Annotated in this window: 18 protein-coding genes, 21 tRNA genes and 2 rRNA genes; 9 read left to right on the top strand and 32 right to left on the bottom strand. The window is 45.1% G+C overall.

Going from position 1 to position 20,002, the window contains the following annotated elements; all coding sequences use genetic code 11:
- Nucleotides 1-68 precede the first annotated feature (68 nt).
- Both ACQKL6_RS10890 and ACQKL6_RS10885 read left to right on the top strand, forming a co-directional pair.
- On the top strand, nucleotides 69-1,010 hold the full coding sequence (locus ACQKL6_RS10890; protein ID WP_427651063.1) for a metal ABC transporter solute-binding protein, Zn/Mn family: 942 nt from the start codon (nucleotides 69-71) through the stop codon (nucleotides 1,008-1,010).
- A 113-nt stretch (nucleotides 1,011-1,123) separates the two neighbouring features.
- Nucleotides 1,124-1,285, top strand: a complete 162-nt coding sequence (locus tag ACQKL6_RS10885) for a DUF1540 domain-containing protein (RefSeq protein WP_402875188.1) — start codon at nucleotides 1,124-1,126, stop codon at nucleotides 1,283-1,285.
- 47 nt (nucleotides 1,286-1,332) lie between these two features.
- On the opposite strand, the gene ACQKL6_RS10880 is transcribed toward ACQKL6_RS10885, so the two are convergent.
- Complete coding sequence (locus ACQKL6_RS10880) at nucleotides 1,333-2,394, bottom strand: DctP family TRAP transporter solute-binding subunit (RefSeq protein ID WP_427651062.1); 1,062 nt, start codon at nucleotides 2,392-2,394, stop codon at nucleotides 1,333-1,335.
- 143 nt (nucleotides 2,395-2,537) lie between these two features.
- Between ACQKL6_RS10880 and ACQKL6_RS10875 the strand changes: the two genes are divergently transcribed.
- Nucleotides 2,538-4,142 (top strand): ATP-binding protein, encoded by a 1,605-nt coding sequence (locus ACQKL6_RS10875; protein WP_427651061.1) that lies wholly within the window; start codon nucleotides 2,538-2,540, stop codon nucleotides 4,140-4,142.
- The gene (locus tag ACQKL6_RS10870; protein WP_402957002.1) at nucleotides 4,139-4,834 is read left to right on the top strand and encodes a response regulator; all 696 of its coding nucleotides are present in this window, start codon (nucleotides 4,139-4,141) and stop codon (nucleotides 4,832-4,834) included. Before ACQKL6_RS10875 ends, ACQKL6_RS10870 begins: the two co-directional genes overlap by 4 nt.
- A 44-nt stretch (nucleotides 4,835-4,878) precedes the next feature.
- On the opposite strand, the gene ACQKL6_RS10865 is transcribed toward ACQKL6_RS10870, so the two are convergent.
- The 7 genes from ACQKL6_RS10865 to ACQKL6_RS10835 form a co-directional block, all read right to left on the bottom strand.
- On the bottom strand, nucleotides 4,879-5,025 hold the full coding sequence (locus ACQKL6_RS10865; protein ID WP_402875202.1) for a hypothetical protein: 147 nt from the start codon (nucleotides 5,023-5,025) through the stop codon (nucleotides 4,879-4,881).
- A 373-nt stretch (nucleotides 5,026-5,398) separates the two neighbouring features.
- Nucleotides 5,399-6,502 (bottom strand): o-succinylbenzoate synthase, encoded by a 1,104-nt coding sequence (menC, locus tag ACQKL6_RS10860; protein ID WP_427651060.1) that lies wholly within the window; start codon nucleotides 6,500-6,502, stop codon nucleotides 5,399-5,401.
- Complete coding sequence (locus tag ACQKL6_RS10855; protein WP_427651059.1) at nucleotides 6,499-7,980, bottom strand: o-succinylbenzoate--CoA ligase; 1,482 nt, start codon at nucleotides 7,978-7,980, stop codon at nucleotides 6,499-6,501. Before ACQKL6_RS10855 ends, menC begins: the two co-directional genes overlap by 4 nt.
- A gap of 101 nt (nucleotides 7,981-8,081) precedes the next feature.
- Nucleotides 8,082-8,900 carry a 1,4-dihydroxy-2-naphthoyl-CoA synthase gene (gene menB / locus ACQKL6_RS10850; protein WP_402991850.1) on the bottom strand — a complete coding sequence of 273 codons (819 nt, stop codon included), beginning with the start codon at nucleotides 8,898-8,900 and terminating at the stop codon, nucleotides 8,082-8,084.
- A gap of 12 nt (nucleotides 8,901-8,912) precedes the next feature.
- Nucleotides 8,913-9,722 carry a 2-succinyl-6-hydroxy-2,4-cyclohexadiene-1-carboxylate synthase gene (menH, locus tag ACQKL6_RS10845; RefSeq protein ID WP_427651058.1) on the bottom strand — a complete coding sequence of 270 codons (810 nt, stop codon included), beginning with the start codon at nucleotides 9,720-9,722 and terminating at the stop codon, nucleotides 8,913-8,915.
- Nucleotides 9,719-11,470, bottom strand: coding sequence for a 2-succinyl-5-enolpyruvyl-6-hydroxy-3-cyclohexene-1-carboxylic-acid synthase (gene menD, locus ACQKL6_RS10840; protein WP_402991856.1), 1,752 nt, complete (start codon nucleotides 11,468-11,470; stop codon nucleotides 9,719-9,721). The genes menH and menD overlap by 4 nt, the downstream gene beginning before the upstream one ends.
- Complete coding sequence (locus tag ACQKL6_RS10835) at nucleotides 11,463-12,872, bottom strand: isochorismate synthase (protein WP_402991859.1); 1,410 nt, start codon at nucleotides 12,870-12,872, stop codon at nucleotides 11,463-11,465. The genes menD and ACQKL6_RS10835 overlap by 8 nt, the downstream gene beginning before the upstream one ends.
- A gap of 298 nt (nucleotides 12,873-13,170) precedes the next feature.
- Between ACQKL6_RS10835 and ACQKL6_RS10830 the strand changes: the two genes are divergently transcribed.
- A complete protein-coding gene (locus ACQKL6_RS10830; RefSeq protein WP_402991862.1) occupies nucleotides 13,171-14,094 on the top strand; it encodes a 1,4-dihydroxy-2-naphthoate polyprenyltransferase in 924 nt (307 codons plus the stop codon).
- Nucleotides 14,095-14,232: 138 nt separating this feature from the next.
- Nucleotides 14,233-15,003: a TraR/DksA C4-type zinc finger protein gene (locus tag ACQKL6_RS10825; RefSeq protein WP_402875231.1), complete on the top strand. Its 771-nt coding sequence runs from the start codon at nucleotides 14,233-14,235 to the stop codon at nucleotides 15,001-15,003.
- Nucleotides 15,004-15,088: 85 nt separating this feature from the next.
- On the opposite strand, the gene ACQKL6_RS10820 is transcribed toward ACQKL6_RS10825, so the two are convergent.
- Nucleotides 15,089-15,454 (bottom strand): winged helix-turn-helix transcriptional regulator, encoded by a 366-nt coding sequence (locus ACQKL6_RS10820; protein WP_402875234.1) that lies wholly within the window; start codon nucleotides 15,452-15,454, stop codon nucleotides 15,089-15,091.
- Nucleotides 15,455-15,663: 209 nt separating this feature from the next.
- Here ACQKL6_RS10820 and hxlA point away from each other — a divergent pair, with 209 nt between their 5' ends.
- From hxlA to ACQKL6_RS10805, 3 genes are all read left to right on the top strand, one after another.
- Nucleotides 15,664-16,296, top strand: a complete 633-nt coding sequence (gene hxlA, locus ACQKL6_RS10815) for a 3-hexulose-6-phosphate synthase (RefSeq protein ID WP_402991865.1) — start codon at nucleotides 15,664-15,666, stop codon at nucleotides 16,294-16,296.
- An 8-nt stretch (nucleotides 16,297-16,304) separates the two neighbouring features.
- The gene (gene hxlB, locus ACQKL6_RS10810; RefSeq protein WP_402991868.1) at nucleotides 16,305-16,862 is read left to right on the top strand and encodes a 6-phospho-3-hexuloisomerase; all 558 of its coding nucleotides are present in this window, start codon (nucleotides 16,305-16,307) and stop codon (nucleotides 16,860-16,862) included.
- Nucleotides 16,863-17,305: 443 nt separating this feature from the next.
- Nucleotides 17,306-17,515, top strand: a complete 210-nt coding sequence (locus ACQKL6_RS10805; RefSeq protein WP_402957659.1) for an ABC transporter permease subunit — start codon at nucleotides 17,306-17,308, stop codon at nucleotides 17,513-17,515.
- Between the two features lie 190 nt (nucleotides 17,516-17,705).
- On the opposite strand, the gene ACQKL6_RS10800 is transcribed toward ACQKL6_RS10805, so the two are convergent.
- The 23 genes from ACQKL6_RS10800 to ACQKL6_RS10690 all read right to left on the bottom strand — a co-directional run.
- Nucleotides 17,706-17,777 (bottom strand) — tRNA-Glu (locus ACQKL6_RS10800).
- A 3-nt stretch (nucleotides 17,778-17,780) separates the two neighbouring features.
- Nucleotides 17,781-17,871: transfer RNA gene (locus ACQKL6_RS10795), tRNA-Ser, on the bottom strand.
- A 1-nt stretch (nucleotide 17,872) separates the two neighbouring features.
- A tRNA-Asn gene (locus ACQKL6_RS10790) sits at nucleotides 17,873-17,947 on the bottom strand.
- Nucleotides 17,948-17,958: 11 nt separating this feature from the next.
- A tRNA-Ile gene (locus ACQKL6_RS10785) sits at nucleotides 17,959-18,035 on the bottom strand.
- A gap of 4 nt (nucleotides 18,036-18,039) precedes the next feature.
- A tRNA-Gly gene (locus tag ACQKL6_RS10780) sits at nucleotides 18,040-18,113 on the bottom strand.
- Nucleotides 18,114-18,117: 4 nt separating this feature from the next.
- Nucleotides 18,118-18,193 (bottom strand) — tRNA-His (locus tag ACQKL6_RS10775).
- Between the two features lie 18 nt (nucleotides 18,194-18,211).
- A tRNA-Phe gene (locus ACQKL6_RS10770) sits at nucleotides 18,212-18,287 on the bottom strand.
- A 7-nt stretch (nucleotides 18,288-18,294) separates the two neighbouring features.
- Nucleotides 18,295-18,370 (bottom strand) — tRNA-Asp (locus ACQKL6_RS10765).
- A gap of 6 nt (nucleotides 18,371-18,376) precedes the next feature.
- Nucleotides 18,377-18,450, bottom strand: a tRNA-Met gene (locus ACQKL6_RS10760).
- A 103-nt stretch (nucleotides 18,451-18,553) separates the two neighbouring features.
- Nucleotides 18,554-18,646 (bottom strand) — tRNA-Ser (locus ACQKL6_RS10755).
- Nucleotides 18,647-18,666: 20 nt separating this feature from the next.
- A tRNA-Ile gene (locus ACQKL6_RS10750) sits at nucleotides 18,667-18,743 on the bottom strand.
- A gap of 10 nt (nucleotides 18,744-18,753) precedes the next feature.
- Nucleotides 18,754-18,830 (bottom strand) — tRNA-Met (locus tag ACQKL6_RS10745).
- Between the two features lie 31 nt (nucleotides 18,831-18,861).
- Nucleotides 18,862-18,937, bottom strand: a tRNA-Ala gene (locus tag ACQKL6_RS10740).
- 18 nt (nucleotides 18,938-18,955) lie between these two features.
- Nucleotides 18,956-19,032 (bottom strand) — tRNA-Pro (locus tag ACQKL6_RS10735).
- A gap of 10 nt (nucleotides 19,033-19,042) precedes the next feature.
- Nucleotides 19,043-19,119: transfer RNA gene (locus tag ACQKL6_RS10730), tRNA-Arg, on the bottom strand.
- Between the two features lie 9 nt (nucleotides 19,120-19,128).
- Nucleotides 19,129-19,217 (bottom strand) — tRNA-Leu (locus ACQKL6_RS10725).
- A gap of 12 nt (nucleotides 19,218-19,229) precedes the next feature.
- A tRNA-Gly gene (locus ACQKL6_RS10720) sits at nucleotides 19,230-19,304 on the bottom strand.
- Nucleotides 19,305-19,312: 8 nt separating this feature from the next.
- Nucleotides 19,313-19,394 (bottom strand) — tRNA-Leu (locus tag ACQKL6_RS10715).
- 13 nt (nucleotides 19,395-19,407) lie between these two features.
- Nucleotides 19,408-19,480: transfer RNA gene (locus ACQKL6_RS10710), tRNA-Lys, on the bottom strand.
- A 22-nt stretch (nucleotides 19,481-19,502) separates the two neighbouring features.
- Nucleotides 19,503-19,578 (bottom strand) — tRNA-Thr (locus tag ACQKL6_RS10705).
- A gap of 15 nt (nucleotides 19,579-19,593) precedes the next feature.
- A tRNA-Val gene (locus tag ACQKL6_RS10700) sits at nucleotides 19,594-19,669 on the bottom strand.
- A gap of 9 nt (nucleotides 19,670-19,678) precedes the next feature.
- Nucleotides 19,679-19,794: ribosomal RNA gene (gene rrf / locus ACQKL6_RS10695) — 5S ribosomal RNA — on the bottom strand.
- A gap of 119 nt (nucleotides 19,795-19,913) precedes the next feature.
- Nucleotides 19,914-20,002 (bottom strand): 23S ribosomal RNA (locus ACQKL6_RS10690); the annotation flags it as partial.

The following is a 20,002-nucleotide window of genomic DNA, read 5'->3' as shown; positions in this document are numbered from 1 at the left end:
TTTCGTTTTCAAAACCATACATTTTAAATCGTAATCAATACGAATTATTTAAAAAGGAGAATTTTTTCATGAAAAGAAAATTATTACTTTCTCTTTCACTCATTGCAGCATTGGCCCTTACAGGTTGCGGCAAGTCTGAAGGAAAGCAGAAGGAAGATAAAGATGTGCTGGATATATACACGACCGTTTATCCTCTGGAATATTTCACGGAAACCATTGGGGGCGAATTTGTGAACGTTGAAACGGTTTATCCTCCGGGTACAGATGAGCATACCTTCGATCCCTCCCAAAAGGATATTGTAGGCATGGCGAACTCAGACCTATTTTTCTATATCGGATATAATTTAGAGGGTTTTGTCACAAAAGCTGAACCGATCTTAAAGGGTGAAGGCGTAACTACGGTCGCTATAGGTGAAACCGTTTCAGTAGATGAACATGATGAGGAACACGATCATGGAGAAACCGATGACGATGGCCATGATCATGGCAGCGTCAACCCACATCTATGGCTTGACCCCATTTACTCCATTCAGATGGCCGAAACCGTGAAAGACGAGTTAACGAAGCAGATGCCGGAACAGGAAAGCTACTTCACATTGCGTTTTAACGAGCTTTCAGATAAATTGAAGGCACTCGACAAGCAGTTCGCGAAAACAATCAAGGCCGGTCGTACGAATAAAGTGATTGTTTCCCATTCTGCTTATGGGTATTGGGAAGATCGCTACGGCCTTGAACAAATCGGGGTAACCGGACTTACCTCGTCAAATGAACCGTCGCAAAAACAGCTGGCTGGCATCGTCTCCATGGCTAAAGATGAAGACCTTCATTACGTCATCTTCGAACAGAATATCAGTTCCAAGCTGACCGAAATCATCCAGAAGGAAATGGGGGCGGAAGCACTCGAGTTCCACAATCTTTCCGTTCTGACAGATAAAGACATCGAAGCCGGTGAGGATTACTTCAGCCTCATGGAAAATAACATCAAGACCCTACAAACGGCATTACACTAAACATATCAGGAGGCGAACCCACATGGTTCGCCTCTTTTCCATTTTTAATCCAGTGTAAATGCCCTTCCTTTGTTCAAAGCTATAGATGTACCATTAAAGGAGGAGGAATTCATATGGCTCAGGATGTAAAATGTGCTGTTGACAGCTGTACGTTTTGGAAGCACGGCAATCGTTGTTCCGCTGATATGATTAAAATCGAGCACTATTCCGAAGAACGTGCTCACACAAGCCATCAAACTGGATGCCGCACCTTCAAACCCGCTGAGGATTTGTAAGTTCATAAGAAACCGGACTCAAAGATTGGATTTGAGTCCGGTTTTTTTCACTCGATATATTTCTCGCGTATTCTTTCCATCTTCTCCATCAAGTCTTTTCCGATGACTGGCTCGAATTCAGGATAGATGCTTGTCATTTCTTTCATCCACAGCTTTCTCTCTTTATCGGATAAGGTATAGACTTCAATCGTGGATTTCTCTTCAATGGCTTGTAGCTGGGCTTGGTTCATTTCCTTCGCCTTGTCCCAAAGCCAAGATGTTGTATCATCCATCGCCCGCGTGATTTGCTGTTGGATATCCGGAGGAAGGTCTTCCCAAAAGGATTGATTCATCATGACGACATACCCTAAATAGCCATGGTCACTTATGGTTAAATATTTTTGCACGTCATATAGCTTCTTGGAATAGATATTGGAGATCGTATTTTCCTGGCTATCCGTCTTCTTGATTTCCAGACTTTTGAATGTGTCATTAAACTCCAACTTGGAGGTTGACGCGCCAAAGTGTTCGAATTGACTCTCAAGCACAGGACTCGGCATGATCCGGAAGTTTTTCCCGGACAAGTCTTCAGGACGGCGGATGGGCTCATTGCTTGTCATTTGTTTAAAGTTATTGGACCAAAAGGCAAGACCCTCGATATTTACCTCAGCTAAATGATTCAGAAGTTCTTCTCCCACTTCCCCATTCAGCGCTTCTTTGAGGGCAGCATCCGTGGGAAAGATATAAGGAAGGTCCAAAAGCATCCATTTTTCCGATATGTTCGTAATTTTAGAAGTGGTCGGTGCAATCATCTGCACCTTATTTTCTTGTAATGCCTCTATTTCTTCGCGATCACTATACAACGATTGATTCGGATACACCTCAATTTTGACACGGTGATCGGTATATTCGTCCACAAGGGCCGCAAACCGGCTTGCCGCCAAACCCTTGGGTGTATTCTCAGCCACCACATGACTGAACTTAATCACGATTTGATCCTCCATTCCAACCTGTTCCTCATCTATGGGCAAATCGAACCCAAAGCTTGTAAAGAACGATTGAAAGGCGATATAAACCGCAACCAATACCCCTATTCCGATCAACACCAGGTATCCCCCGTAAGCACGCATAGTGACATCTCCTTAACGAACGCTTCACATTATACGTTCATTCTATCACAGCTTTTTCACCGTTGTATGACAACCTAGGAAATTGGGCGAAAATAACCGAAGATTCTGGTAGTATTAAGGAGAGATCTAATGGAGGAAAACAAATGGATAAATCCTTTCATATGCCGATTCAATTAAAGATCACCCTGCTATCCTTTATAATCGTGGCCTTTTCCATCCTCATTGGTGGGATTATCATTTTTGGGAATATCGTCTCCATCAGGGAAGAGGAAACCGGTACCCGTTCGATGATCACGGCCCATACGATTGCGGAACTTCCCGAAGTACAAAAGATGGTCCTGGAACCGGAAGGCTGGACCGAACTGAATCCCATCATTGAAAATTTAAGAAAGATTCATCAGGCCGATTATATCGTTGTCCTGAATGATCAGCATATGCGGTACTCCCATCCGGTTTATAGCCAACTGGGGACCTTATCGAAAAGCAATGACGAGCGGGCCGCTTTTGCAGAACATGAATATATCTCGAAAGCCGTAGGGGAACTTGGTGTTTCCGTTCGTGCCTTCGTTCCCATCCTAAATGAAGAAAACAAGCAGATAGGTGTCGTCCTTGTCGGGAACATCCTGCCGACGATCCCGGAAGTCATCACTGACTTAAAGACGGAAATCCTGATTCTTCTCTTTTTGACGCTTCTGTTTGGTGTGTGTGGCTCATGGCTCCTGGCCAGGCGCATTAAAAAGGAAACCTTCCAGCTTGAGCCCCACCAGATTTCCCAGATGCTCGTTGAAAGGACGGCCGCCTTCAATGCCATGCATGAAGGGGTCATCGCCATTGACACTAATCAGATCATTACGATATTCAATGAAAAGGCCAAACAGATGCTGAACATAAGCGGTTCCGTGATCGGCAAAAAAATCACGGATGTGGTGGATGATACCCGCCTCCCAGAAGTTTTGGAACGGACAACTCCCATCGTCAATCAGGAAATTTCCGTCCAACAAAAAAACATCCTGAGCAACCGGGTACCGATCAAGATAGACGATAAGACCGTCGGCGCCGTGGCCATTTTCCAAGACCGGACGGATGTGACGAAGCTTGCCGAGGAACTGACAAGCGTAAAGGCATTCGTGGAAGCTCTGCGTGTACAAAATCATGAACATATGAACAAGCTACATACGATCGCCGGATTGATACAACTAGGAAATTTAGACGATGCTCTACAGTATATTTTTCAGATCACCGAGGAACAGGAGGAATTGACCAGGTTCTTAACGAAGCACATACACGATGATAATTTAGTGGGGCTGCTTTTGAGTAAGGTTTCCATAGGCAGGGAGCTTGGCATCGAGCTTACCATGGATAAGCATACGAAGCTGGACCGCTTTCCACCTGACATGGATTATCATGATTTTGTCTTGATCGTCGGAAATCTGATAGAGAATTCTTTTGCGGCACTCAAATATTCGACCGAAGAATCCAAGCAGGTCTATCTGTCCATCTATCAAGATGAACGGCATTGTCAAATCCTGCTGGAAGACAATGGACCGGGCATTCCCGAACCTATACATAAGGATATTTTCGAGTATGGTTTCACGACAAAAGGTTCCGAGGGATCGGGAATAGGACTTTATCTAATCAATCAAATTGTAAAAAAGGCGCATGGCGAAATGAGTTTTACGACGCGGCCTAACGAAGGGACCAGCTTTTTTCTTTCCTTTCCCATGCAGGATATAGAGGAGATCAAATGACCAATCAAATATGTGTACTTTTAATTGAAGATGACCCAATGGTCCAGGAGGTAAATAAACAATTTATCGAGCGCCTTTCCGCCTTTACCGTGGTGGATACGGCTAATAATGGACTGGAAGGTCTTGAAAAAATCAAGAAGCTAAAACCGGATCTTGTCATTTTGGACATCTTCATGCCGAACTTGAATGGCGTGGATACGCTTTATCAAATAAGGAAAGACCAACTTGATGTCGACGTCATCATCATCTCGGCGGCCAATGATCAGAAAACCATCCGGAAAATGATTCAGAATGGAGCCTTTGATTATTTAATCAAACCCTTTAAATTCGAAAGGCTGCAACACACACTTGAGCAATATTATGCCTTTCGCATGGAAGTGGAGCCAGATCATTCTATCTCTCAAACCCAACTGGATCGCCTTCTCTTCCAAAACAAATCGTCTCCTAAGCAGACATTGAAAAAAGATGTCCCCAAAGGGTTGAACGGATCCACTCTGGAACAGGTCACGAAATTCATCAAAACCCAACCTGGCTCTCTATCCGCAGAGGACGTCGCCGATGGAATCGGCATTGCGCGGGTGACGGCCCGACGCTATCTCGAGTACTTACATGATGAAGAAATCCTTCAGCTTGATGTCCAGTATGGCAATATTGGCCGCCCTGTCAATCGATACCGCCTTAACAAAGAATAGCCCATATGAAAAGGGACCGATTCATACCATGAAGACGGTTCCTTTCATGCTTCCTTCGTCCGGTCATAGATTCCCCATTTTCTTTTCAAAAGAAACAACTCGCACTCCGCTAATGCAGTGATTTCCTTAATGACAAAATCCGGCATCCCCCTTCTTAACAAAACCTCTGCAATAAGGTACGGCTTTTTCATATTCTTCCCCCCTCCCTTTCTCTAAAATGCTTTCGCTTTCTTAAATTATACAAAATAATCCATAAAAGGAAAAATAGACAAAGCCCCATTTTTGGGTAAATGGGGCTTTTTTTGAATATAAATATTTTAATAAGGATTAATCATTCAATCGATAAACATTCCAAGTTTGCTATAAATTTTAATAGGGTGAGTGAAAATTCTTTAGCTTTGATGTATTAATAAAAATGAGGAGGAAGGTAAAACCAGTTACGATTGTAATAGAGGCGCCGAATCGGAAACCGATCCAGTTCTCTCCTTTATCCATAGCAAAAAAGCTGCCCCATGACAGCTTCATCTACTCACTATAATCTCCCCTATTGCATCGGAGTTTACATTACTTATAAACGGCCCTATAGCTTGTCAGTTCATCCAACCGCTTCTCACGGATGCCAAAACCGATTCCCGGTTTGTTCGGAACCTTAATGACACCATTTTTCACGATGACTTCCGGTTCGATGATGTCACTCTCCCAATAGCGGGACGAAGAGGAGATATCTCCTGGAATCGTGAATCCTTTTAACGTGGCCAGTGCAAGGTTATGGGCACGTGATATGCCGAACTCGATCATGCCACCACACCAAAGGGGAATATCCTGCTCCACACAAAGATCATGGATTTTGACCGCTTGGGACCAACCTCCGACCTTCGCCATTTTGATCGTGATCACACCGCAGCTCTTTAGCATCAGCGCACTTTTCGCATCATGGTAGGAATTGATGCTTTCATCAAGGCAGATCGGTGTCCTCAGCTGCTTTTGCAAAATGGCATGTTCGACGATATCATCATGCCCAAGAGGCTGCTCGATCATCATAAGCTGAAAGTCATCCAGCTTTTGCAGGTGAGGGACATCCGAAAGCGAGTAGGCCGAATTCGCATCCACCATCAAGGGGATATCTGGATAGGCCCTCCGGATTTGCGTCAGGTATTCCGTATCATTTGCTGGATTGATCTTGATTTTATAGCGTCGATAGCCGACCGCCAAGCCTTCCTCTATTTGCCGGAGTGCATCCTCTATGTGATCGGAGGCAACGACGACCCCAGCATCCACTTCGGTTCGTTCACCCCCGAATAGCTTTCCGAGATAGATGCCCTCTTGCTTGGCATACAGATCCCAGATTGCCTGTTCCAAGGCCGACTTTGCCATGGCATTCCTTCTGATCCCACTCCAAAGGCCCGCAAGCTGATTGGGATGCGTCAAATCGAATGCCAAAGTCTTAGGAATCAGGAAGTCCTCCAACATATGAAAACAGGTTTTCACCGTTTCCTCGGTGTACCATGGACTCGAAAATGGCACTGCCTCCCCGTATCCAATACCCCCATCTTGATCTCGTGCTTCAACAATGATGACTTCCCGTTCCGTCACGGTTTCCAGATGGGTCGTGAATGGCCGCTTTAAAGGGGCCTTCACAAGCCTTAAAGTGATGGATGTCAACTTCATTTCTGGTCCCCCCATCGCTTCTTCAGTTCCCTTCGCAAGAGCTTACTTGCACCATTGCGTGGCAGCTCTTCAAGAAATAATACGTTGCGGGGAATTTTATAAGCAGCTAGCCCCTCTCGACAATGGGCCAACAGCTCAGCTTCGCTAACTTCCATGCCTTTATGCCTGACAACGAAAGCAAGCGGCACCCGCCCCCATGTTTCATGATCGATACCGGTGACACCCGCCTCGAAAACGGCTGGGTGCGTACTTAGGACATTTTCAATCTCGGCTGGATAGACATTCTCCCCTCCAGAAATGATTAAGTCCGAACGCCGGTCAAGCACGTATAAAAACCCTTCTTCATCAAGGTAACCCAGATCCCCCGTGTAAAGCCAGCCCCCTGAAATCGCTTGCTCTGTCGCATCCAAACGATTGAGATAGCCTTTCGTTACATTCGGACCCGATACGACAATCTCACCCGGTACACCCGGTCCGCATATCTTGCCGTCCTTCTCTATCCTTAGTTGGGAAGGGAACAAGGCCTTACCGGCAGACCCAACCTTTGTCATCGCATTTTCCGGGGCAAGTGTCACGATTTGCGAAGCAGTTTCCGTCATGCCGTAGGTCTGATAAACGGGTATTCCTTTTTCCCTGCAGGCTTCGAGCATATGTACAGGTGCAGGGCCTCCGCCTAGCAGTGCGCAACGAAATGTTTCCGGATAACGCGCAGCACCAAGGTCATGCAGCATTCTATTCAACATCGCCGTCACAACCGATATCATCGTCACACCATTATTCAAGATGGCCCGGTTTGCCTCATGTTCATCGAATTTCTCGACCAACACGACTTTCATTCCATAGATTACACTTTTCATCAGAATCGATAACCCGCTTATATGAAAAATCGGAACGGCACAATACCAGCTGTCCTCTTCCCTCAAGCCAAGGTTCAATACGGAGCCGACCGCGCTCCACCAGTGATTGCCGAACGATTGGATGACGCCTTTTGGATGGCCCGTCGTACCCGATGTATACATGATCGTCGCAGTATCTTCCAGATAGAAGTCATCGCGTATATCAGCGGTTCCTTGGGCAGGCAACTCTTCTTTTAAAAGAACCTCTACATCCGGAAGCAACGATTGGATCCCGGAAAGCTTTTCGATAAACCCTTCTTCCGAAATCAGCCTCATTGACTCGCTGTCCTTGATTTGCCAAGATAATTCCCTGACCGTCAGCTTATTATTCAGCACCACGATTTTCGCGCCCAAATAAAAGAGGGCATGAATCATGACGACGCTATCAATATGATTCCGAAGTAAAACCGCGCATGGTTCACCAGCCTTTATCCCACTAGCTGCCAATTTCCCCGCCATTTTTGCCGTCAACCTATGTAATTCAAGAAACGTATACGTGCTCCCTTCAAACTCGATCGCCGGACGGTCAGGTGATAAATGAGCACGGTTTTTCAGCCAATTCGGCAATTTCTCTTCAGTCATCCAAAGGCCCTCTCCTTTTCTTTTATATATAGAAAACAGCTCGACGAATAATTCCGCCAAGCTGTCCACTAATCAAACCACTCATTTTCTTACTTTTTTCATTAAGGGAAACGAGGGAATTGCCCGAAGTCTGGATCACGTTTTTCTTTGAACGCGTCGCGACCTTCTTTTGCTTCATCTGTTGTGTAATATAAAAGAGTTGCGTCTCCAGCAAGTTGTTGAAGTCCAGCAAGTCCATCTGTATCGGCGTTCATCGCTGCTTTTAAGAAACGAAGCGCTGTTGGGCTCTTCTCAAGCATTTCCTCACACCATTTAACTGTTTCGGCTTCTAATTGATCTAGAGGCACAACTGTGTTGACTAAGCCCATATCCAATGCTTCTTGTGCATTGTATTGACGGCATAGGTACCAGATTTCACGCGCTTTCTTATGTCCAACGATACGAGCTAGGTAACCTGAACCGTAACCGGCATCGAAGCTTCCCACGTTCGGACCAGTTTGACCGAAGACCGCATTGTCAGCAGCGATTGTTAAGTCACAAACGACATTCAATACATTACCGCCGCCAATTGCCCAACCTGCAACCATCGCTACGACCGGTTTTGGAATCACACGGATCAAGCGTTGTAAATCAAGTACGTTCAGGCGTGGGATATTATCTTCCCCAACATATCCGCCATTTCCGCGTACCTTTTGGTCTCCACCTGAACAGAAGGCTTTTCCGCCTACACCTGTCAAAATGATAACACCGATGCTTGCATCATCACGTGCTCTAGCAAAAGCATCAATCATTTCTGCAGTCGTCTTTGGTGTGAATGCATTATGTACATGCGGACGGTTAATCGATACTTTTGCAATGCCATTATACTTCTCGTATAAAATTTCGTCATATTCACGAATAGTTTCCCATTGAATTGTCATCGTAATTCCTCCTTAATTTCGCTTTAAAAACCCACTTATTATTTTACCAAACTTTTGTCCATCTTCCACATGAATTGCATGTCCAACGTCATTAATTTTTTTCCATTCGACATTTTTCATTCGACTTTGCATCATTTCAGCGATATGGCAGAATTTCTCATCCAATTCACCCGTCACAAGCAACACGGGAAAATCCAGGGTCTCAAGATTTTCCCAATAGGAAGGTTGGCTTCCTGTCCCCATGCCGAGCAAACTGTTCGACAGCCCGATCGGTGTATTGGCGAGCCGTTGCTGTCGAATGGCAGTTTGTATATCTGTGGACAACCTTTTTTGGGTTTCAAACAACGGGATGTTTTCCCACTGTTCGACAAACGCTTCCATGCCATGTGCAAGGATTCGCTTGGCAAGCTTCGCATCATTGCCCCTGCGGTGTTCTCGCTCCTCTTCTGTCTTTAGACCCGGAGAGGAGCTTTCCAGCATCAATGTATGAACATACGCTGGATACAAGCAAGAGAACGCCAATGCTAATCTGCCACCCATCGAGTAACCAAGGATATGGGCTTTTCGCAGCTTCAATGTCTCTAGAATATGCTTCAAGTCTTTTGCTACTTGCTCCATCCCATACCGCTGGAAATCATCAGGCGCCATCGTTTCCCCATGGCCGATGATATCAACCATGATCAAAGAATAGCGGTCCTGCAACATGGGAACAAGAAAGTCCCATGTATCCCGGCTCCCGGTGAACCCATGTAGACATACTATAGGTTCACCATTTCCCGCTATTTCAACAGTATATGTGACATCTCCACTGACAATTTTCATGAAATTTCCCCATCAAGCACCCGTTTTATTTCCTGGGAAACAAAACTCCACAAATTTCGATGGGTTTGCATATTGGATTCCCGCTCTGTAGGCACTTCAATGATTTTCAATCCAGGTATTTCAAAGGAATCCGTGAACACTTGTTTTAATTCATCCCAATTCCGCACCTTGTTATATTTCCCTCCATAAAGCAAAGCAGCATGGGAGAAATCAAGTCCGTGCGGCGTTCCGAATAACGTTTCGAAATGTTCCTTCTCTTTCGCCTGTGGAAGGAAGGAGAAGATCCCTCCGCCATCATTGTTGATCAACAGGACCGTGATGTTCTGCTTTTGCAGTTTGGCTGCAAGCAATCCGTTCATATCATGGAAAAAGCTTAAATCACCTATGGCCAGCACCGTATTTTCGGTAACCGTGCTCACCCCGATTGCCGTGGAAACGACACCATCAATTCCGTTTGCCCCACGGTTCGCCATCGTCTTGATGCTTTTCTCGTTGTTTAAAAAGAACGTATCCAAATCCCGGATAGGCATACTGTTCCCGACAAATATGGTCGAACCTACCGGCATCATGTCCTGGAGTAAGGAAAAGAGCTTTCCTTCACTCAACTCCGATTCATCCTGGATGGAAGATAAGGCATTCTTCGTCGCTCCATTGATGGATTGCCACAAACCAAGCCAGTCTCTGTCTGTTGCTTCAGGTAATTTTTCACCGATGCGATGACAAAAGTCGACTTCATCACAATAGATCATGCTCGTGGCCAATCCAGCCGGTTCACGCCATCCTGCACCACCATCGATGACCAATGTCAAAGCCTGCTTTTGTTTTTTCAAGAATAAAAGCAGGGGCTTCGAAACTGGCATCGAGCCGAATCGAAGCACGACATCCGGTTGGAATGCAGCCTTGGCAGCTTCATCACGCAAAAATGTATCATAAGCCTCGATGATGGCGTCTTTGTCATGTGTGCCGCTCCGTAACTGAGAAAGCGGGTCAGCCAGTATCGGGAACCCAAGCTTGTCTGCTAATGTGATGATGGCATCCTTCATCTCTGGGTTCCTAAGTTCCCCACACACGATGATGCCTTGTTTTGCTTTTGACAAAGTAGAGGTCAATCCGTCTAATTGTGCGGCCGTTAGTGAGCGTATCCCACTATCGATCATCACAGTCGGCGTTTCTTTACTTTGCCTATATTCCTTGGCTTGTTTTAAATCTGGAATGAGTGGCTCACGTAAAGGGAAGTTCAAGTGGACAGGTCCTGAAGGTTCCATGGATGCCGTCGCTACCGCTCTTGCCCCAATGGTCCTCGCATACCGGATCATTTCATCACTGCTCTCCGGAAGCGCCATCTCGACAAACCACTTCACTTGCTTTCCATATAAATTGATTTGGTCGATGGCCTGTGGAGCTCCGACATCTCGCAGTTCATGGGGGCGATCAGCTGTCAGGACAACTAGGGGCACCCTTGAATAGAAAGCCTCAATGACGGCAGGATGAAAGTTCGCCGCAGCCGTTCCGGACGTACAAAGAAGTCCGACTGGTTCTTTTAATGCCTTAGCCAATCCAAGAGCAAAAAAAGACGCCGAACGCTCATCGACATTAATATGTACCTGAATATCAGGATGTTCCACCATCAATAAAGCAAGAGGTGTAGAACGTGAACCAGGGCTCACGACCACATGCTTCATTCGATTTTGTGCCAGCTCATCGACAAATGAAGCAGCATAGGCTGTCAATGCATCTCGGTCATTCATTCATTTTTCCTCCTAAAGCACTTAACATCGGGTTGAATTTAATCCCCGTTTCCTGGAATTCACTTTCCGGTGTTGAATCTTCTACCACGCCACATCCTGCAAAAAGCGATGCCTCATTGTCCTGTAATAGTGCGGAACGGATTCCAACCGCGAATTCACCGTTCCCCTTCGAATCCACCCAGCCGAGTGGTCCCGCATAAAAGCCTCGTTCCAGACCTTCTATTTCCCGAATGCGTGTGACAGCTTTCTCTTTTGGAAGCCCACCCAATGCCGGCGTTGGATGGAGGTTCTCGACACACTCGAAAATAGTCGTATCCGCTTTACACGTTCCTTTCACCGGTGTAAACAAATGCTGTATATGACGGTTCTTCATCAACTTCGGTCCTGATGGAATGATGACCTCATCACATACGGCTTCAAAAGCGTTGGTAATCATCGAAACGACGTACTTGTGCTCTTGTAGATTCTTTTGATCCAAAAGAAGTTCATTACCTAGACGAGTATCCTCTTCTTCGCTTTTCCCCCGGCCCATTGATCCGGCAAGACAAGTTGAAAAGACTTCATTTCCCTGCTTTTTGATTAATCGCTCAGGAGTGGCCCCGACAAAACAGTCACCGCCTGCCTCTAAACAGAAAATATAGCTCATCGGCTGCTCGGCAAGCAGTTGCTCTAGAACCTGTTTCGAATCGATGGAGCGTTCAAACACAAGGCGCAATTCCCTTGCCAGAACGATCTTATCAAGATCCGTCGTCTTAATTTCCTCAACGGCCCGCGCAACGGTCTTCTTCCATGCCTCAGGTTCGACTTCCTTCTGCTCAACAAAGACATTGGCCGGTATTTCGCCATCATCCAAGTTTTCGGTAAGGAATGCTTCCCTTTCGTTTATCATATCTATGAAGAGTTTTTCTGAATCATCCGGCGAACAAAGTAGGTTTGTCGTTAAGTAGGCCTCCCCCTCCACTATCGATAGCATGAAGGCAGGTATATAGAACAGATTGTCCCCAAATTGATTCCATAGGAACGAACTGTTGGTTTCATAATCAAAAGAAAAGCCCCCAAATAGCAAAGGGCCGGTCGCATCCACATCGGTCACTCCTGTTGTAACAGCAGTATTCTGCAGCTTGATCCAGCTCATTTCAACTTCTCTATAACGGTCGGCATTTGGTGCCGCCTGGATTTTCTTAACGTTGCCTAAACCAGTAATGGTTATATCTTTTGCGGGATCCTGCCAAAAGAAGCGTTCACCCTTATACCGTTCTCTTCCAGCTTGATAAAATGAAAGGGGGTTGTTGCACTCTATTTTCTTAATATGACTGAATAGAACTTGTTCATTCAAGTTCTTCGCCTTTTGTATGGCCATAGCCAGTCCCTGAAACCGTTCAGTTTCTTTCGAGATAGCCAAAAATATCCCCCCAAATCGTACATTTTAAAAGCTTTTTAACCTATTTAAAGATACACCTCCGTTTAACCTCATGTCAATAAAACCACCCTCGAACCGACAAATCATGCCAGCTTTTTTCCTTATTATATGATTCTTAGATAATGATGTAGCATCTCCTTCAATTTGGAAGTCCCGGCTCATCAAATCCCTTTGACACGCTCGAACACTTTTCCTACATTTTATAGGATATCCTTTTGTGAACAAATTCAATCTTTGTTATAATTTTAAGGTACTGATCATGATTTTGAGGAGAGAAATAATGCACACAGAATACGACGAGCTTCCCCTTAAACGAACCTGGAAAATCTGGTGGGAGTTAATTCGTCCACATACACTTACCGCAGCTTTTGTTCCCGTCCTGCTTGGAACCGTCATTGCCTTGTTAGAGGATGGCGTAAATTGGCTATTATTTGCGGCCATGATGATTGCAAGCATCCTTATTCAGGCTGCAACGAACTTATTTAATGAATACTATGATTTCAAAAGGGGCCTTGATACCGAAGAATCAGTCGGCATCGGTGGCGGTATCGTCCGTCATGGCATGACCCCGAAACTGATCATGACCTTGGCCCTTAGCATGTATGGAATCTCTCTTTTACTAGGAATCTATATTTGCGCCGCTTCATCTTGGTGGATTGCCGCTATCGGCCTTGTTTGCATGCTGGTCGGCTACCTTTATACCGGAGGTCCGCTACCGATATCATACACACCATTTGGGGAACTTTTTTCCGGTCTATTCATGGGCTTCTTGATCATCTTGATCGCCTACTTCATCCAGACCGGTACAGTTTCTTCCTTAGCCATCCTGATTGCCGTACCAAGCGGTGTTCTTGTCGGGTTGATCAATCTATCGAATAACCTTCGGGACCATGACGGCGATAAGGCCCATGGCCGCAAAACGATGCCTGTCGTTATGGGAAGGAAAAATGCACTAACTTTCATGTCCGTCATGTTTGCATTCTGTTATGTGTGGGTTGTCGGACTGATTCTCTTGGGAGATGTAACACCTTGGATCCTGCTTTCTTTCCTAAGCATTCCGAAGGCCCTGACTGCCATCAAAGGCTTTGCAGGTAAAACGGAAGCCATCACAATGGTGCCAGCGATGAAAGCAACGGCACAAACGAATACGTTCTTCGGTTTACTGATGTTCATCGGTTTACTCATCCATTATTTCATTCAATAAACGCAAATCTTTAAACCCCGTGCATGGTGCATGGGGTTTTTTCGTTGTTTCCCACCCCGCTGATTCGGGTACTTACTAATAACTACACAAAAAACAACGATGAAACCATAATCGTACTTATAAAAGGAGAGGAAACCAATGGCGACTGAAAAACAAATCCTGAAATTAAAAGAAGAACTGTTAAGTGAAAAAGAACAGCTTCAACAAAGAATCAAGAATGATGAGACTGTAACCAAACAGTCACAAACCGACTTTTCCGGCGAAATCTCTTCCTATGATAATCACCCCGCCGACTTAGGCACCGAGCTTTTCGACAAGGAACGATATCAAGCCATCAATGAGCACGCGGAAGAGGAAATCGGAAAAATCGATCTTGCCCTAGAAGCCATAAAAGAAGGAACATACGGTGTTTGTAAGGAGTGCGACAAAGATATCCCATATGAACGGCTTGAAGTGGTTCCTTCCACCTTATATTGTATCGAGCATACACCAGAACAAAAAGTCCATGACGACGTGACCGATGAATATAGGCCAGCCGAGGAAGATATCCTGATCCCTTCTAAGGGAGATAACTTTGAGAACAGGCGCCATTCAGATACAGACGACGAAAATACGGTCAAAGAGGACAGTTTCGGTGAAGTCGCTCAATTCGGAACATCAGACACTCCGGCAGACTATCAGCATAATCGCACAAGCTATAACGAACTTTATGATACAGAAGACGATACCGAGACATTCCCTGAAGACTATGAAGGTTATGCAGCCAATGATATAGAAGGGAAAAATCGTCAAGTCGTATCCAACGAGAACAAAGAAGAATACGAAGACATGCTCGATGACCGGAAGATTGATTCTAAAATGGGCAATATCCCTTACAAGAAGAAAGACAGCTATATAGATGAAAAATAAAAAAGTGCCAGACCTTGTACAGAACTTTGTACGGGGTCAGCACTTTTTTAATGCTATCCTTATAAGGCTTAAAAGAAATCGTTTTCTACTTGATACTCTCTTTACTATCTTCTTGGCCTCCAACGACATTCTCCATATAATTTTTACCCCAATTATACATCGAATCAAGAATCGGCATCAGGCTTTCTCCTTGTTCTGTCAGAGAGTATTCCACTTTGGGAGGTACGATTGGATAGACCTCGCGATGAACAATAAGATCTTCTTCCAGCTCTCGAAGCTGGTTAACCAGCATTCTTTGAGTGATGCCCGGCATAAGTGCCTTCAATTCACCAAAACGCTTGGTCCCCTGCTTGCCTAAGTGCCATAAAATAAGCATCTTCCATTTGCCCCCTATAACAGAAAGGGTCAATTCCTTCTCACAATTGAATGTTTTATTCTCTAGCCTTGTCATCTGAATTACCTCCATATTTATAATCCTAAATCCCATAGTATACTTTTTAACACTATGTATAATAAAAGTGCGTACTAACAAAAATATTATACTTAGTATATGATACATTGTATAGCCAAGATGATTTTCTTGCTGTGCATTGAATGAACGTGAGAGGTACATACTTACTGTGCAACATACTAAAACATACTAGTGGGAGTGAAGGATAAATGGAATTACAATTGGCATTGGACTTAGTAAACATTCAAGAAGGAATTGAATTGGTTAAACAGGTGGAAGAATATATAGATATCGTAGAAATCGGTACACCGGTAGTTATTAATGAAGGGCTTCGGGCTGTTAAAGAAATGAAAGAAGCTTTCCCTTCTTTAAAAGTATTAGCTGACCTTAAAATTATGGATGCAGCCGGTTACGAAGTGATGAAGGCATCTGAAGCTGGCGCTGACATCATCACGATTCTTGGTGCAGCTGAAGACATGTCCATCAAAGGGGCTGTTGAAGAAGCTAAAAAACAAGGCAAAAAAATCCTTGTTGATATGATCGCTGTGAAAGATCTTGAAACACGTGCGAAAGAATTGGATGCATTTGGCGTCGACTATATCTGTGTGCACACTGGCTACGATCTTCAAGCTGTTGGAAAAAACTCTTTTGAGGACCTTCAAACCATTAAACGCGTTGTAAAGAATGCAAAAACGGCTATTGCAGGCGGCATAAAATTAGATACACTTCCGGAAGTCATTAAAGTACAACCTGACCTTATCATTGTTGGCGGAGGCATCACTGGACAAGCCGATATTAAAGGGACAGCTGCCCAAATACAAGAATTAATTAAACAAGGCTAATATTTAACATGCAGACTTCACAATATATGGCTAAAATCATACAAGAGCTAAGTCGTTCAGTAGACTTAATAGCTGACGAAGAAGCTGAACAACTGGTTAATGGGATTCTTGAAGCAAAGAAAGTTTTTGTAGCAGGTGCAGGAAGATCCGGGCTGATGGGTAAATCCTTTGCCATGCGAATGATGCATATGGGGATAGATGCATATGTATTAGGTGAAACCGTCACCCCTACCTTCGAAAAAGATGACCTTTTAATCCTTGGAACCGGTTCGGGAGAAACAAAAAGTTTGATTTCCATAGCAGAGAAAGCAACGAACATCGGTGGAACCATTGCGACCGTAACAATTTCCCCCGAATCGACCATTGGAAAATTGGCGGATTTCTCAATAAAGCTACCTGGTTCACCTAAAGACCAGTCGGAAGGTGATTACCAAACAATCCAACCGATGGGCTCTCTATTTGAGCAGACTCTCTTACTTTTCTTCGATAGCGTCATTTTAAGGATAATGGATAAAAAGGGATTGGATACGAATAAAATGTATGGCCGACACGCAAATCTCGAGTAAAAAGTGAAATATAAAAAGACCTCAAGAAATTCTTCTGAATTTACTTGCGGTCTTTTTTTTGTAAAAGGATTACAGGCTCCTATATATTCTATAAATTAAGATACCGTCCAGTGACGGAAGACATATTATATGCCCATCCTAATAAAAGGTCTCTTCCTTTATAGAGGGAAACATCAAACTTATAGAAAAAAGACTCCTACGATGTAGCTGACCACCCTATATAGGTTTGATTAGCTTCTTAAGTGTACTCAACTTTTGGGAGTTACTCTATCAATTTAGAGTAATCAATCCTATATTTTTAAGTTCTCCATTGCAAATGGTACAGGTCGGATATCAACTAGCTGTAAGCGGTGTACTTTTGGAAAATTTGGCATTCACACTTAAGAATTTTTTCGTAGGATTCATTCTAGCTGCTTTCGTAGGGATAGGCATCGGACTAATTACTGGATGGTACAAATTTCGGAGCTTCTCAGCTTCAAACTTTCCTTACGGTCGCTCTTCCAGGTTCTTTACCCCAAATTGTATCTGGATTACGTCTAGGAATCGGGCAGTCCTTAGTTGGTGTAATTGCTGCTGAAATGTTTGTTTCACTGGGGGGAATAGGCTATTTTGTTGCACAGCCTTCAGCGAACTTAACATTGATAGAGTATTAGTAGGAATAGGAGTGATCATTATGGTAGGAATGCACATTACGCAATCGGTTAAATAGATAGAATTAGCTTTATTAAACATCGGATTGATTAAATACATCTATAATAAGTAAATAGACTGCATCAACCTTGTCGCATCTCTTCAAGAAAAACAGTCATAAAAAAGAAGCATACATAAGTATGCTTCTTTTTATGACCCGTACGGGAATCGAACCCGTGTTACCGCCGTGAAAGGGCGGTGTCTTAACCGCTTGACCAACGGGCCGAATGGCGGAGAAGGAGGGATTTGAACCCTCGCGCCGCTCGCGCGACCTACACCCTTAGCAGGGGCGCCTCTTCAGCCTCTTGAGTACTTCCCCATGGCTCCGCAGGTAGGACTCGAACCTACGACCGTTCGGTTAACAGCCGAATGCTCTACCACTGAGCTACTGCGGAACAATAAAATATGGTGGGCCTAAATGGACTCGAACCATCGACCTCACGCTTATCAGGCGTGCGCTCTAACCAGCTGAGCTATAGGCCCATATTGGAGCGGGTGAAGGGAATCGAACCCTCATCATCAGCTTGGAAGGCTGAGGTTTTACCACTAAACTACACCCGCGAAATGGGGCGACTGATGGGAATCGAACCCACGAATGCCTGAACCACAATCAGGTGCGTTAACCACTTCGCCACAATCGCCGTAATATGAAATTGTAATGGTGGCTCAGGACGGAATCGAACCGCCGACACAAGGATTTTCAGTCCTTTGCTCTACCGACTGAGCTACTGAGCCTAAAAAATGGCGGTCCCGACGGGAATCGAACCCGCGATCTCCTGCGTGACAGGCAGGCATGTTAACCGCTACACCACGGGACCTAATGATTGCGGGGACAGGATTTGAACCTGCGACCTTCGGGTTATGAGCCCGACGAGCTACCGGACTGCTCCACCCCGCGACGGTAATAATGAATCATTTTGCACCAAGTTTTCATGAATACAGTTTTTTTACTTCCTAATATGTAAGGTTGTTTTAAAACAACTTGTTGCTTTTAAAAAAAATGGAGGAGGTAGAGGGATTCGAACCCCCGCGGGATTTGACTCCCCTGTCGGTTTTCAAGACCGATCCCTTCAGCCGAACTTGGGTATACCTCCGTGGCTAAGAAAAAATTCTATGGTGGACCTTGTAGGACTCGAACCTACGACCGGACGGTTATGAGCCGTCTGCTCTAACCAGCTGAGCTAAAGGTCCTTATATTTATTGGTAGCGGCGGAGGGGATCGAACCCCCGACCTCACGGGTATGAACCGTACGCTCTAGCCAGCTGAGCTACACCGCCAAAATAATATAAGTTTTCTTTTTTGAAAAAATGGTGGAGCCTAGCGGGATCGAACCGCTGACCTCCTGCGTGCAAGGCAGGCGCTCTCCCAGCTGAGCTAAGGCCCCATTTCATTAAAAATCACATGGTCGGGAAGACAGGATTCGAACCTGCGACCCCTTGGTCCCAAACCAAGTGCTCTACCAAGCTGAGCTACTTCCCGCAAAAAAACATGGTGCGCCCGGCGGGAGTCGAACCTACAACCTTCTGATTCGTAGTCAGATGCTCTATCCAATTGAGCTACGGGCGCATATTAAGATGGTGCCGAGGACCGGAATCGAACCGGTACGGTAGTCACCTACCGCAGGATTTTAAGTCCTGTGCGTCTGCCAGTTCCGCCACCCCGGCACATACGAAAAGTGGAGCGGAAGACGGGATTCGAACCCGCGACCCCAACCTTGGCAAGGTTGTATTCTACCACTGAACTACTTCCGCATGAATGATGCGGGTGAAGGGACTTGAACCCCCACGCCTTGCGGCGCCAGATCCTAAGTCTGGTGCGTCTGCCAATTCCGCCACACCCGCATGAAAAAAATGATGAGCCATGAAGGATTCGAACCTTCGACCCTCTGATTAAAAGTCAGATGCTCTACCAACTGAGCTAATGGCTCATGCTTGTCTTACTATAAAAAATGGTGCCGGCAAGAGGACTTGAACCCCCAACCTACTGATTACAAGTCAGTTGCTCTACCAGTTGAGCTACACCGGCAGGTGTAAAAAATAATGGTGGAGGATGACGGGATCGAACCGCCGACCCTCTGCTTGTAAGGCAGATGCTCTCCCAGCTGAGCTAATCCTCCATATTATATGCTTGGCGGCGTCCTACTCTCACAGGGGGAAACCCCCAACTACCATCGGCGCTGAAGAGCTTAACTGCCGTGTTCGGAATGGGAACGGGTGTGACCTCTTCGCTATCGCCACCAAACATTGTTAACTTTTTTAGGACATTTACTATTATAGCATGTCTCTGAAAAAAAGCAAGAAGAAATTTTCATTCCTTCAAAACTAGATAATATATTAGAAGGTGTTCATTTTTTAAAAGCGTTGGTTAAGTCCTCGATCTATTAGTATCAGTCAGCTCCACATGTCGCCACGCTTCCACCTCTGACCTATCAACCTGATCATCTTTCAGG

Origin of the sequence: Peribacillus sp. NPDC097197, from assembly GCF_050278025.1 — a bacterium.
Lineage (GTDB): Bacteria > Bacillota > Bacilli > Bacillales > DSM-1321 > Peribacillus.
The sequence above is the reverse complement of the archived record's forward strand: the minus strand, read 5'-3'. Positions and strand labels throughout refer to the sequence as shown.